This is a genomic window from Corynebacterium sp. ACRPO, from assembly GCF_022347205.1.
Lineage (GTDB): Bacteria > Actinomycetota > Actinomycetes > Mycobacteriales > Mycobacteriaceae > Corynebacterium.
Genome location: NZ_JAKRNE010000013.1, coordinates 55,218 through 69,455, shown reverse-complemented (window position 1 = coordinate 69,455; position 14,238 = coordinate 55,218). Strand labels below are relative to the sequence as shown.

Genomic DNA, 14,238 nt, shown 5'->3' with positions numbered 1-14,238 from the left:
CGGCACACACCAACCAACAAACCACCTAAAGGCCCATTGGCAGACAAACCAATCAACACACAACCATGCACACAAAAAATAAAAAGTACATTGGCACACTATTGAGTTCTCAAACATCATCACCACACAACAGTCACACACGCTCTGGCGTGCAGCTCATTGTGAGCAAAAAGAATTTTGTTTTGTCAGGGCCTGTTTTCCTATCGCCGCTTCAGCCAGGAACTTTGGTGTTCCTGTGGGGCGCTGTCGGTCGCGCTGACTCGTATTAAGTTACACAGCGACTTGAACAAACACAAATCCCCAGGCATACGCTCCTTTTGAGCGGTTTAAGATATGCCCATCCAAGCACTCATTCCGCCACGGTGTGCATTTGCTCGGCGAATGTAGCTGGGCAGCGTCAATGCCCAGACTGCATAGAAGACGACCGCCAACAAAAGGTTGGCACCCGCGGAGACCGGCACCAGAATATGCAGAAGAGCCATCGCGGTAACAAGGACCAGATAGAGAGCGGGTAGGTACCAGTTCTTCTTTCCCAGAAATTCCACACTGACCACCACAGGGGCACAGGTGGCACTGAGCAGCACGATGTCCGCTACAAGTTCACCGTCATTCGTCAGTACTGCGCTAAAGGTGCTCGCGACTAGGACAGGTATCAGGCCGAGCACGGCAGTATGCCGGGACCAAACAGCACGGCTTCCACCAAGTACCGTGTATTCGCGCAGAGATACTCGCAAGCTGTGGAATGCTGCGAATAGCATCGCAATTGACAGTGCCCAGATGAAGATGCCAAGGAAACCAAGCAACGGAATTTCCTCCTTATACCGGCTAAGGACAAACCCGATTGCTTGTGCCAGACACGCTGCACCCCAGGCCTTGACCTGTGGACGGTATATCGCTTGCCCGGTCAAGGTGCGAGGGAACCATCCGAAGCCGCTTGAGGGTTGGGTACCGCTGGTGGTGTAGCCGGTCCGCGTAGGAGCAGGCCTGCGGTACATCGACAACGCCGCTGCGACAGCATAAATGGGCAATGCCCACCACAACTGCACGGTGAGGGCGCCAATAGCTGCCGCCAATGCGCACAGGGCAACAAGACTGCGGCGATGCTCATTCCAGATTTTCGAGCCTAGACCCACCAGCTGATACTTCTTAAAGTCTGGTGCCAGGGTAAACATTAACGACAAGGAAAAGATCACCGGGAACACGTTCCACGTTCCCTGCGCCATGACGGGCATGACCAACAAAGCGAAAAAGAAGAAGGACCAGCTCCACCAATCGCCTAGGTACCACAGTAGCTTCATGCTTTTTCCTCCAATGCCAAGACCGCGCGCTCCAAGGAGACCTCATTGACTCGCAGGCCGTAGGCCTGGGCAGTGCGGAAAATGGGGTCGGTGGAAGCGGAGCGGGCGTCGATAAGCACGCGGTCCCCCAAGCCTGTGGTTTCCCTACTGAGCACGCGGAGGTCGAGCTCTGTGACCGCTGCTGTGAGGGCCTCAGAAGAGCCGGTGAGCTCCAGAATTCCCTCGATGAAGTCATCGATGGGACCGGAAATTGGACTATCGCCCATGAGAGAAACGGTATCGAGTAGGCCCGCCACCTCATTGAGGTGATGGGTGGAGATGACAATGGTACGGCCGTGCTCCTCGCGCAGCACCTGATAAAAGAGTTCGCGGCGCTGTGTATCAAGGCCGAGATAGGGTTCGTCGAGAAGCATGACTTCGCAGCCGGAAGCTACGGCAAAGATGAATCCCACCGCAGACTTTTGCCCACGGGACAAGGAAGAATAGGCCTTGGCCGGCACGTCGAAGCGAACCAACAACTCATTGAAACGCTCCTCATCCCAACGCGGCCAGCGCGCCTTACCAATAACGCCCAGCTTTCCGATGCCCCAGGAATCCGGCAGCGGGTTATCAATCCCCATCAAAATAACCCGGTTAAGGACCGCTTGCTTGTCAAAGGGCTCTTCCCCGAAGACCGTAATACCGCCAGATTGGATTTGGCCAGCGATTTTGCGCAGTAGCGTGGTTTTGCCAATGCCGTTGGGGCCAACTAAGCCGTGCGTGAGGCCATCGGCAAAAGTGAAATCTCGTGTTGTAATCATGAGTACATTCCTCGGCTTTCTGCAACGCGATCAAATAGGTCGTGGAGTTGGGCGCGGTTGTAGCCAAGGCGAACGGCTTCATCAACCAGCGGTGCCATGTATTCCGCCGCAAAGTCCGCTCTCCGCCGCTCGCGAATTTTCGCTAAGGCACCGTCTGCGACAAACATGCCGATGCCACGGCGCTTATCCAGCACCCCGATATCCACCAGGAGGCTGATGCCCTTGCGGGCCGTGGCCGGGTTGATGTTGTGAAAATCAGCAAGCTCATTAGTGGAAGGGGCCCTATCCCCCTCACCCAAGGTTCCGTCCACGATGGCGTCCTCCACCAAGGAAGCAATCTGGCGGAAGAGTGGTTGCGTGGAATTATCCATTGACCCTCGGTTAGTTGGTTAGTTACTTGTGTAACCAACCATATCGGCAACACCCCACCCCTGCAATACTTCCAAAGAGAAAACTTTTTTGCCGCCGCTGCGCTGGGATTTTGTCCAAGGTTATCGACGTTTTGTGACTAATGGGGCACACTGGAAACCACAAAGATTTTTATTTAGAACAATTAGAACGGAACTTAGGAGCCATGCTTGAACGCACACTCGTCTTTGTCGATACCTCATACTTGCTCGCTAGCTTTTATAACTCGTGGGAAACGGGTGCCCGCGCACAACTAGAGATTGATCTGCCCGAGGTGGTCAGCACTATGGGCGGGATGATCGAGAACCAACTTGGGACCCCCATCCAACGCCAATACTGGTATGACGGCATTCCCGACACCGGCCCGCACCGCTACCAGCGTGCCTTGCGCACCTGCGAAGGCGTGCAACTGCGCACCGGTCAGCTCATCGAATGGGGCGAACGCCGCACCCAAAAGGCCGTAGATACCCGCCTCGTGGCAGACATGGTCATCGCCGCCATGAAGGGCCAATTCACTGACTTTGTGCTCGTCAGTGGCGATGCGGACATGATTCCCGGCGCTCAAGCGGCCGTGGATAACGGCATCCGTGTCCATCTTTATGGGTTTGGCTGGGACTCCATGTCCTCCGCACTGCGCCATGCCTGCGATTCCACCACCATCTTGGATCCTCGCGAGGACTTCGCAGACGCTATGGAATTGCAGGTCCTAGAAGGCCCGCTTCCTCCAGTGGTGCGCGAAAATGCGCATAAAGATGGCGAGGAAATGCCCGAACCGGATGAATGCGGCGAGCCCTCAGAGGTGGAGGCAGCCTTCGGCGCCACAGAAAAGCCCACCCCGGCCCCGACGCCCAAGCCGGCTCCTCCCAAGGCGGATGCCGCAGAGGATTCCCCCGCCGAGGAAGACTCCCCGGCGGAGAAGCCGGCGCCCAAGCCATCCATGATGGCACCGCGCCGCAAGCTGCGCTCTAAGTATGTGCCGCTGCCGGAGGAAGTATGGAGCTCGGCTGGGTTCCAATCCCCCTTTGATGTGGGCCAGCAGTACGCCTCGTGGTGGTTCGATAACGCTGCTAGCACCGAGCAGCGCGATCAGGCACACCTACTTTCAGGCGGCGGGCTTCCCCCGGAGATCGACCGCCCACTATTGCAGTTTGCCTGCGAAACCCTGCACGAATACACCCTGACCGAAACCCAGCGCGTGAACCTGCGCGATGGATTCCACTCAGGTATTCGTGGGGTTCTGATTAACGTTCGCCGGCAGAATTAATCCCCGGATTCGAGCTCTTTCTTCTTTTTAAGATCCGCCCGGATGGCATCGAGGCGCGCAGTCGCCTTCATGTCATTGCCGGCGGCTTGGATCTCATTAATGCGATCGCCGCCGGTGGCGTGCTGCAATTCTTGGGCGCCAAGGGCATCGGCGTAGCGCTTTTCAATCTTGGCACGCACGGAATCAAGAGTAGGTACGGAATCGTCCGGGTTGAGCTGATTCATGGAATCAATAGCCTGGGCGTTCTTTTCTTGCATAGCCGCCTGGTCCGCCTGAGCCTCCAGCTGGCTAACCTGCGCTAGTTGTTCCTTCAAGCGCGCTTCAGACTGCTGCTGCTGGCTCTTGGCCTGCGCGGCAGCCTGCTCTGCGGCTGCGTACTGCTGCTTAACGTCTTCCAGCTCCTGCTCCACTGCAACCAGCTGGGAAGCAACAACTTCGGCAGCCTGATTGTACTCGGAGGCCTTTTGCGGGTCCTCTGCAGAGTCCGCCAGCTCCAACGCACGCTGGGTTTGAGACTGGTAATCCTGCTGAGACTTAACCAGGCGGTTCATCTGCATCTCCAGCTGGGACTTATGACCGATGATTTCTGCAGCGTGATCAGAAATCTGCTGGTGCTGCTCCTTCGCAGCCTGGACGGCCTGCTGGATCTGCACCTTTGGGTCAGCGTTCTCATCAATCTTCTGATCGAAGGAACTCATCATGTACTTCCAGCCCTTGCTGAAGGGATTAGCCATTATCTTCTCCTTTGGTCATAAAAAAGACGCTTTCTAGCGAGTTTAGCGATACTCACCAGAAAGCGCCGAGGAAGTTGGTGGGTTTAACCCTGCGCATTCTGCTCTTCTACTTGGCGGCGAACCTCTTCCATGTCGAGGTCCTTCACCTGCTTCAACAGGTCCTCCAAGGCCGCGGGAGGCAGAGCTCCAGCTTCACGGAAGACAAGGATGCCATCGCGGAAGATCATCAACGTAGGAATGGACTGAATCTCCAGCGCGGATGCGAGGCCCTGGTTAGCCTCGGTATCGAGCTTGGCAAAGGTAGCATCCGTGTGCTCTTCGGAGGCCTTTTCAAAAACCGGCGCAAAGCGCTTGCAGGGGCCGCACCAATCGGCCCAAGCGTCTACGAGCGTAATGCCCTCGCCGGTAACGGTTTCTTCAAAGTTTTCTTCGGTGACATCGATAGTAGCCATGGTTGTTCTAACTCCTTTGCGGATTGCTTTATTCCCCAACGTACATGAAAAATCCTTGTCATATACCCCTAGGGGGTATAGAATGAGCCTAGAAACCAACTCTAAGAAAGGATCATTATGAGCACCAAGAACTACACCGTAGAGGGCATGACCTGCGGACATTGCGAAATGTCGGTAAAGGAAGAGGTCGGTGAAATTTCCGGCGTTAGCGAGGTCACTGCGGACCATACCACCGGCGCCGTCACGGTTACTGGCACCGATTTCACCGACGAACAGGTAGCGGCCGCCGTGGCAGAGGCCGGCTACACGCTGAAGTAGGCACCACCATGTCCCACTTGGACCTTGGCGTAACGGGAATGACGTGCACCTCCTGCTCCTCCCGCGTCGAGCGCAAGCTAAACAAGCTCGAGGGTGTAAGCGCCAGCGTCAATTTCGCTACCGAGGCGGCGGCCATCGAGTATGACTCCCAGACGGTAAGTCCACAAGAGCTCATTTCGGTGGTAGAGGGCGCAGGTTACGGCGCCTTCGATATGGCGGCGGCGAAGACGGAGGAGCCCGAAGCCGAGAAGAGCAGTGACGGGGGATTGCTGCGCCGCACCGTTATCTCCGGTGCTCTATCGCTACCGCTCATGGTGGTATCGATGTGGCCAGCACTGCAATTTCCCAATTGGCAGTGGGCCTGCGCCATCGTGGCAACCATCGTTTATATCTTTGGTGGCGCGCCTTTCCACACCGCTACGTGGACGAACCTCAAGCACGGTTCTTTTACCATGGACACGCTTATCACCATGGGAACCTCTGCGGCCTATTTTTGGTCGCTATGGGCGCTATTTTTCGGCAACGCGGGCGAACCGGGCATGAAAATGCACATGACGCTGGACGCGAACGCGGCGCAGATGGATCACATTTATTTCGAGTCCGTGGGCATGATCATTACCTTCCTCCTGCTCGGTCGGTGGTTCGAGGCACGGGCCAAAGGCCAGTCCTCTGAGGCCCTGCGGGAGCTGCTCTCCCTAGGCGCTAAGGAAGCCTCGGTGCTGAGGGAGGGAGGCGAGCAGCGCATTCCCATTGCCCAGTTGCAGGTAGGCGATGTCTTCGTAGTACGCCCGGGCGAAAAGATCGCCACCGATGGCATCGTTGTTGCCGGTAGCTCGGCGGTCGACGCCTCCATGATTACCGGCGAGTCCGTGCCCGTCGAGGTCGGCTCCGGCGATGCCGTGACCGGCGCGACCATTAATGCCTCTGGCAAGCTTGAGGTTCGAGCGACCAAGGTGGGCGAGGATACGGTACTGGCCCAAATGGCCCAGCTGGTCACGGATGCACAAACGTCCAAGGCGCCAGTACAGCGCCTCGTGGACCGCATTGCGCAAGTCTTCGTCCCCGCGGTCATTGCCGTAGCAGCGCTAACACTCCTTGTTCATCTCTTCTTCGGCGGGGTGGCCCCAGCCTTTATCGCCGCGGTCTCCGTCCTCATTGTGGCCTGCCCTTGCGCTATGGGCTTGGCGACGCCCACCGCGATCCTCGTCGGCACCGGCCGCGGCGCGCAGCTCGGGCTTGTCATTAAGGGCCCTGAGATCCTGGAATCTACGCGGCAAATCGATACCATCGTCATGGACAAGACCGGCACGGTCACGGCCGGAGAGATGTCCGTCACCGCCGTACACGGCGACGTCCTCGACTTGGCCGCGGCCGTGGAACACAACTCCGAACACCCCATCGCTCGCGCCATCGCAAGAGAGCGCAACGTTCAGCCGGCTACCGACTTCGCAGTGGTTCCGGGTGGCGTGGAAGGAACTGTGGAGGGGGTCCGGGTGGGCGTCGGCAAGCGCCAAGGCCCGTTGGGCGACCTGGAAGCGCCGTTCCGCGCCGCACAGGACGCTGGTGCCACGCCGGTGGTCGTCACCGTCAACGGACAGCCCGCAGGCGTCATTGAGGTCCGCGATACCATCAAGCCCAGCTCGGCCGCCGCCGTGGCGCAGATGAAGGAACTGGGGCTCACCCCTTACCTGCTGACCGGTGATAATGCCGGGGCCGCTCAAGCCGTGGCCGCCGAGGTAGGGATCGACCGCATCAGCGCCGAGGTTCTTCCGGAAGACAAGGTAGACCACATCAAGGAGTTGCAGGCCGCGGGGCACACCGTGGCGATGGTGGGCGATGGCATTAATGACGCCGCCGCACTGGCCCAAGCCGACCTCGGTCTTGCCATGGGCGCGGGTACCGACGTTGCCATTGAAGCCTCCGATATCACCCTCATGAATGGCGATCTGCGTTGCGCCGCTGATGCTATTCGGCTCTCGCGCCGCACACTAGCAATTATTAAGGGCAACCTTTTCTGGGCCTTTGCCTATAACGTCGTACTCATTCCCGTGGCCGCGCTGGGCTGGCTCAACCCCCTGCTGGCCGGCCTCGCGATGGCACTGAGCTCGGTTTTTGTAGTTACCAACTCACTACGCCTGAAAGGTTTTTCTGTTCAACGATAGTATTATCGCATGCTCAGCCGCACCGAACGTCTCGATCGCCTTCCCGTCACCTCTAAGCACAAGCGCCTACTCCTAGGTTCTGGCCTTGGATGGGCGCTTGATGCCATGGATGTAGGGCTAATCTCCTTCATCATGGCCGCCCTTGCCGTTCACTGGGATCTAGGTCCTAGCCAGACCTCTTGGTTAGCCTCGGCGGGATTCCTTGGCATGGCGCTCGGTGCAACCTTTGGCGGATTGCTGGCAGATAAATTCGGCCGCCGCAATGTCTTTTCTCTCACCTTGCTTATCTACGGTTTGGCAACAGGGGCTTCCGCGCTAGCTGGGGGACTTACGGTTCTCATCTTCTTCCGATTCATCGTCGGGCTGGGCCTCGGAGCCGAGCTACCAGTTGCCTCCACGCTCATATCCGAATTTGCGCCTCGACGGGTCCGTGGAAGGATGGTAGTCATTCTCGAGGCATTCTGGGCATTGGGATGGATCCTTGCGGCCATCATCGGCACTTTCGTAGTGAGCACGGGTGAATCCGGATGGCGCTGGGCCCTGGCCCTTGGCATGCTGCCAGCCGCGTATTCAATCTATGTTCGCCGCGGTCTACCAGAATCTGTGCGCTTTCTTGAATCCAAGGGCCGCCATGATGAGGCTGAAGCTATCGTTGCCAGTTTCGAAGCCGCGGCGGAAGATCGCCCGCTGGACGATGCCCTCCCAGACCCCACGCCTTCCCCCGCAGCATCTATTTGGAGTCCGCGGCTACGAAGGCGGACCGCAGCGTTATGGACCATTTGGTTCTGTGTAAACCTCTCCTACTATGGCGCCTTCATCTGGATTCCCTCGCTGCTAGTAGCCGACGGTTTCTCCCTAGTGAAGTCCTTTAGTTTTACCCTCATCATCACCCTTGCCCAGCTGCCTGGCTACGCGGTGGCAGCTTGGCTTATCGAGCTCTGGGGCAGGCGGGTAACCCTCGCGGTATTCCTGCTTGGCTCGGCAGCAGCGGCCGGCTTATATGGAGCAGCAGCTACGGAAGCGTTGATCATCCTGGCTGGTTGTCTGCTCTCCTTCTTCAACCTCGGCGCTTGGGGAGCCCTCTATGCCATCGGCCCAGAGCTATATCCCACTTCATTGCGAGGACGTGGTACCGGAGCGGCGGCAGGCTTCGGTAGGCTAGCCTCTATTGTGGCGCCACTCATCGTTCCACCACTGCTTGCTGCGGGTGGGACTGCCTGGTTATTCGTTGTATTCGCCGCAGCGTTTGCCATTGCGGCTGCCGCCGCCTTCAGTCTGCCCGAGCAGAAAGGAATAGCGCTTGCTCAATAGGCTCTCCCTCGCCGCGTGGACGGCCGTTATGGTCGCATTGACCACGCTCAAACCTTTCTACCAAATCGGCTATTTGTGGAAGCCGGAAAACCAGCGTGCGCGAGAACTGCGCTGGATACCACTGGATGAATTTTCCGGCGGCAGCTGGTTTGGCCCGCTATTTGAGTACGCGGGCAATACCGCATTCTTCATCCCCTTCGGCATGCTGGTCTTTAGCCTCTGCCGCTCCGTTAAGAAGACAGCTGCGTGGGGATTTGGCCTCAGCCTTGTACTAGAGGTGTGCCAGTATGTTTTCGCCCTAGGGCGCACCGATATTGATGATCTTCTCTTCAATACCCTGGGCGCTCTCATCGGCGCGGCGTTCGCCCGTCTCTGCGGCGAACGCCTTTTCCCCGTATGGCGGTGGCTGGCGCTTGCCGCAGCTGCGGTTTTCTTGGTGTTGGTCATCCTTGGCCCACGATTGGGAGATCCCAACGCGGTGGTAGACCTGTAATTTATCCGTGCGCCATATTGACGAACTTGGAGTAGTGCAGCTGGTGGGCCACCTGCACGGTATCGATCGGTCCGCCACGGTGCTTGGCTAGGATAATATCCGCCTCGCCAGCGCGCTCATTATCGCGGTCCTGGGAGTCGGGGCGGTAGAGCAGCATGACCATATCGGCGTCCTGCTCCAGCGAACCGGACTCACGGAGGTCCGCAAGCTGCGGCTTTTTATCCGTACGCGCCTCAGGTCCACGGTTCAGCTGCGAGATCGCGATAAGAGGTACCTCCAGCTCCTTGGCCAAGAGCTTTAGCTGACGGGAGAACTCAGAGACCTCCTGCTGGCGGGACTCGACCTTTTTACCCGAAGACATCAGCTGCAGGTAGTCCAAGACAATGAGATCCAAACCGTGCTGCTGCTTGAGGCGGCGGGCCTTGGACCGAATTTCCATCATCGTGAGGTTCGGTGAGTCATCAATGAAGAGTGGGGCGTCTTGCACTCGGTTGAGGGTCTCATCGATCTTTGCCCAGTCCTCGGTGGAAACTCGGCCACCGCGCATATCGGCCAGCTTTACCTCTGACTCCGCCGAGAGCAGGCGCATAACAATCTCAGAAGCTGACATCTCGAGGGAGAAGATCACCGAAGACTTACCGTGCTGCAAGGAGCAGGAGCGCATAAAGTCCATGGCCAGGGTCGATTTACCCACACCAGGGCGAGCAGCAACGATGACCATCTGGCCCGCGTGAAGGCCGTTGGTCAACTTATCGAGGTCGATGAAGCCTGTAGGCACCCCTAGCTCCACACCGCCGGCTTGCTGCAGGGCGGCGAGCTCATCAATGGTGGGGTCAATAAGGTCCCCCAGGACTCGGTAATCTTCTGCTGTCTTGCGCTGGGCGACGGCGAAAACTTCCTGCTGCGCACGGTCCAGCACGGACTCGATCTCTGCATCTTCGGTGCCGGAAAATCCGAGCTGTACTACGCGAGTACCGGCATCAACAAGCTTGCGCAGCACTGCCTTTTCCGCGACGATTTCGGCGTAGTAGCGAGCGTTCGCAGCCGTGGGCACCGTGGCGAGCAGCGTGTGGAGATAGGGGGCGCCGCCAACGCGCTCGAGGTTATTAAAGCGGTCGAGCTGGGAGGCCAAAATGACGGCGTCGACGTCCTTGCCCTCGGAGTATAGATCCAGCATGGCGCGGTAAATCAACGTGTGCGCCGGATAGTAGAAATCCTCCGGCTCCAGCTCCTCAATGACTTCCATCACCGTATGGGGACTGAGCAGCATGGCACCCAGAACACCCTGCTCCGCTTCGCGGTCTGCGGGGGGTTGGCGGAATTCGCCATAGCGCTTTGGCTCTTCCTGCTGATAGCGACGGCGCGGAGCCGGTTCCTCCTCCGGCGGCGGCTCCGGCGGCAGGTGTTCATCATCAAAGCTGGCGTTGGTCATGACTTCTCCCCCTTGTGGCTATTTGAGCATCCGAGCGTATCGGAATCTCAGTGTAGTCTAGTGCTCGGACACCACCCCCTGGGCATAACTTCCACAGTTATCCACAGGGTGCTGTGAAAATCGCAGGTCGCGGTAGCCTTCGCCCATATTTGCCCTGCATAAGCCTGTGGATAACTCCAAAAGCCCATGACCTGCACAAATCAAACTCCCAGCTCAGAGCATGTTTTTCTCGGTGTGAAAATACGCACACCCTTCGTGGATAAGCGGCCTGACCTGCGGGTTAATAAAGAGGCCTCCGCGTAAACATAGAGTTAAATCGCCAAAGAGTTATCCACAAAATTCCACAGTTATCCACAGGCCGGTTAAAACGCGCTAAAGGCCCCAAGTTCCTGCCACCTCACATAGCAGGAACTTGAGGCCTAAAGCGTTGCTGTTGTCTTTGGGTCTTATTTGGACCGTCGTGCGCCTAGTTAGGCAGCAACGACCGAGAAGTTCACCTTGCCGATAACATCAGCGTGCAGCTTCAGCTCGACCTGGTAGTTGCCGGTCTTCTTGACCAGGCCCTTAGGAAGCACAACGATGCGCTTATCCAGCTTAGGGCCACCAGCCTTAGAGACGGCGTTGACAATGTCTTCTGCTTGAACGGAACCGAAGAGCTTACCGGATTCGGAGGTCTTAACCTCTACCTTGACATCCGTCAGCTGCTCGAGCTGGTTGCGGACCTCACGTGCGTGATCCAGGTCGCGAATCTCGCGAGCTTCCTGGGCGCGCTTGATGCCCTCAATCTGCTTCTCTGCGCCGCGGGTAGCCACGATGGCCAGGCCGCGAGGAAGCAGGTAGTTACGTCCGTAGCCGTCCTTAACCTCAACAATTTCGCCAGCGGCGCCGAGGTTCTCAACGGCAGCGGTGAGGATCAGCTTCATGATCCCTGCCTTTCAATTGAGTTAGTTGAATAGTTGCGGGTGACAGACTTAGAACGGAGGTTCAGAATCAGCGCCTCCGAAACCACCTGCAGGTGGTGCGGAGTTCCACGGATCCTCAGAAGGAGCCTGGTTCTGCTGCGGCTGCTGTTGCTGGCCGCCTCCAAAACCGCCCTGATTATTGTTATTCGAGCGCTGCTGGCCGCCGCCAAAGTTATTGCCGCCCTCACGCGGATTGCGGTTTACCTGAGCGGTGGCGTAGCGCAGAGACGGACCGACTTCGTCGACGTCAATCTCGAATACGGTGCGGTTATCGCCCTCACGGGTCTGGAAGGAACGCTGCTTCAAGCGGCCGGTAACGATGACGCGCATGCCCTTGGACATGGTCTCGGCAACGTTTTCCGCTGCCTGACGCCATACGTTGCAGGTCAGGAACATAGCTTCGCCGTCTTCCCACTGGTTCGTCTGCGAGTTATAGCGACGAGGGGTGGAGGCGACGCGGAAGTTAGCTACTGCCGCACCCGCCGGGGTGAAGCGCAGCTCGGGGTCAGCAACGATGTTGCCTACCACCGTGATATTGGTATCTCCCTGTGCCATGTCTTTACTCCTTATCGGTTACGTGGATTGTGCTTGATCCCAGTATCCGTTACTTGCTGTCGGTGCGCAGAACCTTGGTACGCAGGATGGTGTCGTTCAGGTTCAGACGGCGGTCGAGCTCGGCAACCGAAGTGTGCTCGCACTCCAGGTTGACGACGGCATAAATGCCCTCTTCCTTCTTGTTGATGGGGTATGCAAGACGACGCTTGCCCCATACATCAAGGTTCTCAACCTTGCCGCCTTCCTGGCGGACGATTTCGAGGAACTTATCCAGGGACGGGGTTACGGTGCGCTCATCCTGATTAGGATCCAGAATGATCATGACTTCGTAGTGACGCACGGACCTCATCACCTCCTATGGTCTAGTAGTTTTCGGCTGCATCACCTTTGCGGATGCAGCAGGAGGGTACGTTGCGTCAAGCAACCCCACTACAGTACCGCAAATGACCGGCGAAAAGAAATCTAACCAGTGGTCGTTGCGGCGAAAAACACAGCTGCCGTCGCCGGAATGATGGTGAGGAAAAGAATGGCCAAAAGCCCCAGCACGATGGGTCCGCGGCGATCCTCACGATTGTGGAAGAGCCAGAAGGCTCCCATCACGCAGAGGAATCCCAAGAAGATGGATGCCATTCCGATATAGGTAACGATCATGCGAATGCTCCTGCCAAAGGATCGCGGTCGGCGTGCGCATCGCGCACCTTATCCGGGGTCTTTCCGCACATCTGGCGAATAACGAGGACAGCCATGGCGATAATGAGGGCGTCGCGGGAGACAATCGCAACGTCAAGCAGCTCGTGCGGAATGCCCTTATTGTCTGTACCCAGCATGTGCCACATGAGTAGGGGCCACACGAGGGCGTCGACAAGCGCCCAGCTAAAGACCAAACGCCAGCGTGGCAGGGCTAGGGCCGCGGGCACCAACAGCCACAACGAATACTGGGGCGACCACACCTTGTTGAACAGTAAGAAGGCTGCCACGATGAGGTAAACCAACTCGGCCATGCGCGGCGTCCGCGCGCTGCGCAGGCCCAGCACCGCAATCGCCGCACAGAGAGCCAAAAACGCCACCAGGCTGAAGGTATTGAGGAACTCAGGGCTAAAGCTAATCCCAGTATTGCGGCTAAGCACCGAGTAAATGGTGGTCCACTCCGCACCGCGCTCTTGGTTGAGGCGGAAAAATTCGCGCCATGCCTCCGGGTACTTCAGGGCCACCGGAGCGTTGACCACGATCCAGGTCACGGCCGCGGCGAGCAAGGCGTAGAAAAATTGCGGCCAGCGGCGGTTGCGCACCGCCAAGACCAGGAACGCCCCCAAGAGAAAGAGCGGCCACAGCTTAAAGGAAGTGCCAAGGCCGATGAGGACACCCGCTACGGCAGGGCGCTTGCGCGCGGCGGCCAGGAGCGCACCTACGGCAAAGGCGATGGAGGGAATATCCCAGTTGCTGAAGGCGTGGATGATGACAAGGGGGCTGGCGGCGACAAGGATGGTATCCCAAGTGCGGTTGCCCACCAGCAGGTAGACCATGTAGAGCACGCCTACCCAGATGCACGCCATGACCAAGGCGGTCAGGCCGAAGTACCATCCGGCCTCCGGGATGCCGGCCCACTCAACCAGAGAGTACGTATTGCGGGCAATCCAGCCCATCAACCCCTGGAAAAGGCCCGCGAGGACTGGGTACTCCATATAGCGGGTCAGGTCACCCTCTTGCCAAGAATAGGCATAGGGGAAGCCGCCTTCATCGAGGCCGCGGCCACCGTAAAGCGGGATGATGTCGTTATAGCAAAAAGAGGTGTACTGGCGGTTGCCCGCCCAATTCAGGCTAATGACCCCGTCATCACCGCGGGTGCCGCCGGCGCAATTAGCCTTCGAGAGGAATCCGCACGCCAGGAAAACCCAGCCGACGGCGATTATGGCGCGCAGAGGGGTCCACCACTGGGTGCGGCGTACACCGGCAAAACGGCCCCTTGGCCCGCCGAGGAATTCAATTACCCCGCGGGCCAAGGGTTCTGAGGAGGCGGGAATGCGCTGGTGCGGATTCGCTGTCACTGCC

At 58.1% G+C, this 14,238-nt stretch carries 16 protein-coding genes; 5 read left to right on the top strand and 11 right to left on the bottom strand.

The window, feature by feature from the left end; translation table 11 throughout:
- Positions 1 to 326: 326 nt before the first annotated feature.
- The 3 genes from MHY22_RS09135 to MHY22_RS09125 are packed head-to-tail and all read right to left on the bottom strand — an operon-like array spanning position 327 to position 2,469.
- Complete coding sequence (locus tag MHY22_RS09135; RefSeq protein WP_239279029.1) at positions 327 to 1,298, bottom strand: beta-carotene 15,15'-monooxygenase; 972 nt, start codon at positions 1,296 to 1,298, stop codon at positions 327 to 329.
- Positions 1,295 to 2,098 (bottom strand): AAA family ATPase, encoded by an 804-nt coding sequence (locus MHY22_RS09130; protein WP_239279028.1) that lies wholly within the window; start codon positions 2,096 to 2,098, stop codon positions 1,295 to 1,297. Before MHY22_RS09130 ends, MHY22_RS09135 begins: the two co-directional genes overlap by 4 nt.
- On the bottom strand, positions 2,095 to 2,469 hold the full coding sequence (locus MHY22_RS09125; RefSeq protein WP_239279027.1) for a GntR family transcriptional regulator: 375 nt from the start codon (positions 2,467 to 2,469) through the stop codon (positions 2,095 to 2,097). The genes MHY22_RS09130 and MHY22_RS09125 overlap by 4 nt, the downstream gene beginning before the upstream one ends.
- Positions 2,470 to 2,672: 203 nt before the next feature.
- On the opposite strand from MHY22_RS09125, the gene MHY22_RS09120 reads away from it, so the two are divergent.
- Positions 2,673 to 3,770, top strand: a complete 1,098-nt coding sequence (locus tag MHY22_RS09120; protein ID WP_204610736.1) for an NYN domain-containing protein — start codon at positions 2,673 to 2,675, stop codon at positions 3,768 to 3,770.
- Here MHY22_RS09120 and MHY22_RS09115 read toward each other — a convergent pair.
- Complete coding sequence (locus tag MHY22_RS09115; RefSeq protein ID WP_005325958.1) at positions 3,767 to 4,504, bottom strand: PspA/IM30 family protein; 738 nt, start codon at positions 4,502 to 4,504, stop codon at positions 3,767 to 3,769. The two genes, MHY22_RS09120 and MHY22_RS09115, sit on opposite strands and share 4 nt — an antisense overlap.
- An 83-nt stretch (positions 4,505 to 4,587) precedes the next feature.
- Complete coding sequence (gene trxA, locus MHY22_RS09110) at positions 4,588 to 4,956, bottom strand: thioredoxin (protein ID WP_049377058.1); 369 nt, start codon at positions 4,954 to 4,956, stop codon at positions 4,588 to 4,590.
- 117 nt (positions 4,957 to 5,073) lie between these two features.
- Here trxA and MHY22_RS09105 point away from each other — a divergent pair, with 117 nt between their 5' ends.
- The 4 genes from MHY22_RS09105 to MHY22_RS09090 are packed head-to-tail and all read left to right on the top strand — an operon-like array spanning position 5,074 to position 9,240.
- Positions 5,074 to 5,274: a heavy-metal-associated domain-containing protein gene (locus MHY22_RS09105; RefSeq protein ID WP_005325954.1), complete on the top strand. Its 201-nt coding sequence runs from the start codon at positions 5,074 to 5,076 to the stop codon at positions 5,272 to 5,274.
- An 8-nt stretch (positions 5,275 to 5,282) separates the two neighbouring features.
- The gene (locus MHY22_RS09100) at positions 5,283 to 7,436 is read left to right on the top strand and encodes a cation-translocating P-type ATPase (RefSeq protein WP_239279026.1); all 2,154 of its coding nucleotides are present in this window, start codon (positions 5,283 to 5,285) and stop codon (positions 7,434 to 7,436) included.
- Positions 7,437 to 7,445: 9 nt separating this feature from the next.
- The gene (locus MHY22_RS09095) at positions 7,446 to 8,747 is read left to right on the top strand and encodes an MFS transporter (RefSeq protein WP_239279025.1); all 1,302 of its coding nucleotides are present in this window, start codon (positions 7,446 to 7,448) and stop codon (positions 8,745 to 8,747) included.
- Between the two features lie 28 nt (positions 8,748 to 8,775).
- Positions 8,776 to 9,240, top strand: coding sequence for a VanZ family protein (locus tag MHY22_RS09090; protein WP_239279032.1), 465 nt, complete (start codon positions 8,776 to 8,778; stop codon positions 9,238 to 9,240).
- 1 nt (position 9,241) lies between these two features.
- Here MHY22_RS09090 and dnaB read toward each other — a convergent pair whose 3' ends face one another.
- The 6 genes from dnaB to MHY22_RS09060 all read right to left on the bottom strand — a co-directional run bounded on the left by dnaB (position 9,242) and on the right by MHY22_RS09060 (position 14,234).
- On the bottom strand, positions 9,242 to 10,672 hold the full coding sequence (gene dnaB, locus MHY22_RS09085; protein ID WP_005325950.1) for a replicative DNA helicase: 1,431 nt from the start codon (positions 10,670 to 10,672) through the stop codon (positions 9,242 to 9,244).
- A gap of 470 nt (positions 10,673 to 11,142) precedes the next feature.
- Complete coding sequence (rplI, locus tag MHY22_RS09080) at positions 11,143 to 11,595, bottom strand: 50S ribosomal protein L9 (RefSeq protein WP_005325949.1); 453 nt, start codon at positions 11,593 to 11,595, stop codon at positions 11,143 to 11,145.
- A gap of 48 nt (positions 11,596 to 11,643) precedes the next feature.
- Entirely contained in the window at positions 11,644 to 12,189 is a 546-nt protein-coding gene (locus MHY22_RS09075; protein ID WP_005325943.1) for a single-stranded DNA-binding protein, read from the bottom strand.
- A gap of 49 nt (positions 12,190 to 12,238) precedes the next feature.
- Positions 12,239 to 12,529, bottom strand: coding sequence for a 30S ribosomal protein S6 (gene rpsF, locus MHY22_RS09070; RefSeq protein WP_005326996.1), 291 nt, complete (start codon positions 12,527 to 12,529; stop codon positions 12,239 to 12,241).
- Positions 12,530 to 12,651: 122 nt separating this feature from the next.
- Positions 12,652 to 12,840: a hypothetical protein gene (locus MHY22_RS09065; protein WP_005325940.1), complete on the bottom strand. Its 189-nt coding sequence runs from the start codon at positions 12,838 to 12,840 to the stop codon at positions 12,652 to 12,654.
- Positions 12,837 to 14,234: a glycosyltransferase 87 family protein gene (locus tag MHY22_RS09060; protein WP_239279024.1), complete on the bottom strand. Its 1,398-nt coding sequence runs from the start codon at positions 14,232 to 14,234 to the stop codon at positions 12,837 to 12,839. The genes MHY22_RS09065 and MHY22_RS09060 overlap by 4 nt, the downstream gene beginning before the upstream one ends.
- Positions 14,235 to 14,238: the final 4 nt, after the last annotated feature.

Coding starts and splice junctions, on each gene's coding strand:
- MHY22_RS09100 (WP_239279026.1), top strand. CDS start 5,283: ATGTCCCACTTGGACCTTGGCGTAACGGGAATGACGTGCACCTCCTGC.
- MHY22_RS09065 (WP_005325940.1), bottom strand. CDS start 12,840: ATGATCGTTACCTATATCGGAATGGCATCCATCTTCTTGGGATTCCTC.
- dnaB (WP_005325950.1), bottom strand. CDS start 10,672: ATGACCAACGCCAGCTTTGATGATGAACACCTGCCGCCGGAGCCGCCG.
- MHY22_RS09120 (WP_204610736.1), top strand. CDS start 2,673: ATGCTTGAACGCACACTCGTCTTTGTCGATACCTCATACTTGCTCGCT.
- MHY22_RS09095 (WP_239279025.1), top strand. CDS start 7,446: ATGCTCAGCCGCACCGAACGTCTCGATCGCCTTCCCGTCACCTCTAAG.
- MHY22_RS09075 (WP_005325943.1), bottom strand. CDS start 12,189: ATGGCACAGGGAGATACCAATATCACGGTGGTAGGCAACATCGTTGCT.
- MHY22_RS09090 (WP_239279032.1), top strand. CDS start 8,776: ATGGTCGCATTGACCACGCTCAAACCTTTCTACCAAATCGGCTATTTG.
- MHY22_RS09105 (WP_005325954.1), top strand. CDS start 5,074: ATGAGCACCAAGAACTACACCGTAGAGGGCATGACCTGCGGACATTGC.
- rplI (WP_005325949.1), bottom strand. CDS start 11,595: ATGAAGCTGATCCTCACCGCTGCCGTTGAGAACCTCGGCGCCGCTGGC.
- MHY22_RS09125 (WP_239279027.1), bottom strand. CDS start 2,469: ATGGATAATTCCACGCAACCACTCTTCCGCCAGATTGCTTCCTTGGTG.
- MHY22_RS09115 (WP_005325958.1), bottom strand. CDS start 4,504: ATGGCTAATCCCTTCAGCAAGGGCTGGAAGTACATGATGAGTTCCTTC.
- MHY22_RS09130 (WP_239279028.1), bottom strand. CDS start 2,098: ATGATTACAACACGAGATTTCACTTTTGCCGATGGCCTCACGCACGGC.
- MHY22_RS09135 (WP_239279029.1), bottom strand. CDS start 1,298: ATGAAGCTACTGTGGTACCTAGGCGATTGGTGGAGCTGGTCCTTCTTC.
- trxA (WP_049377058.1), bottom strand. CDS start 4,956: ATGGCTACTATCGATGTCACCGAAGAAAACTTTGAAGAAACCGTTACC.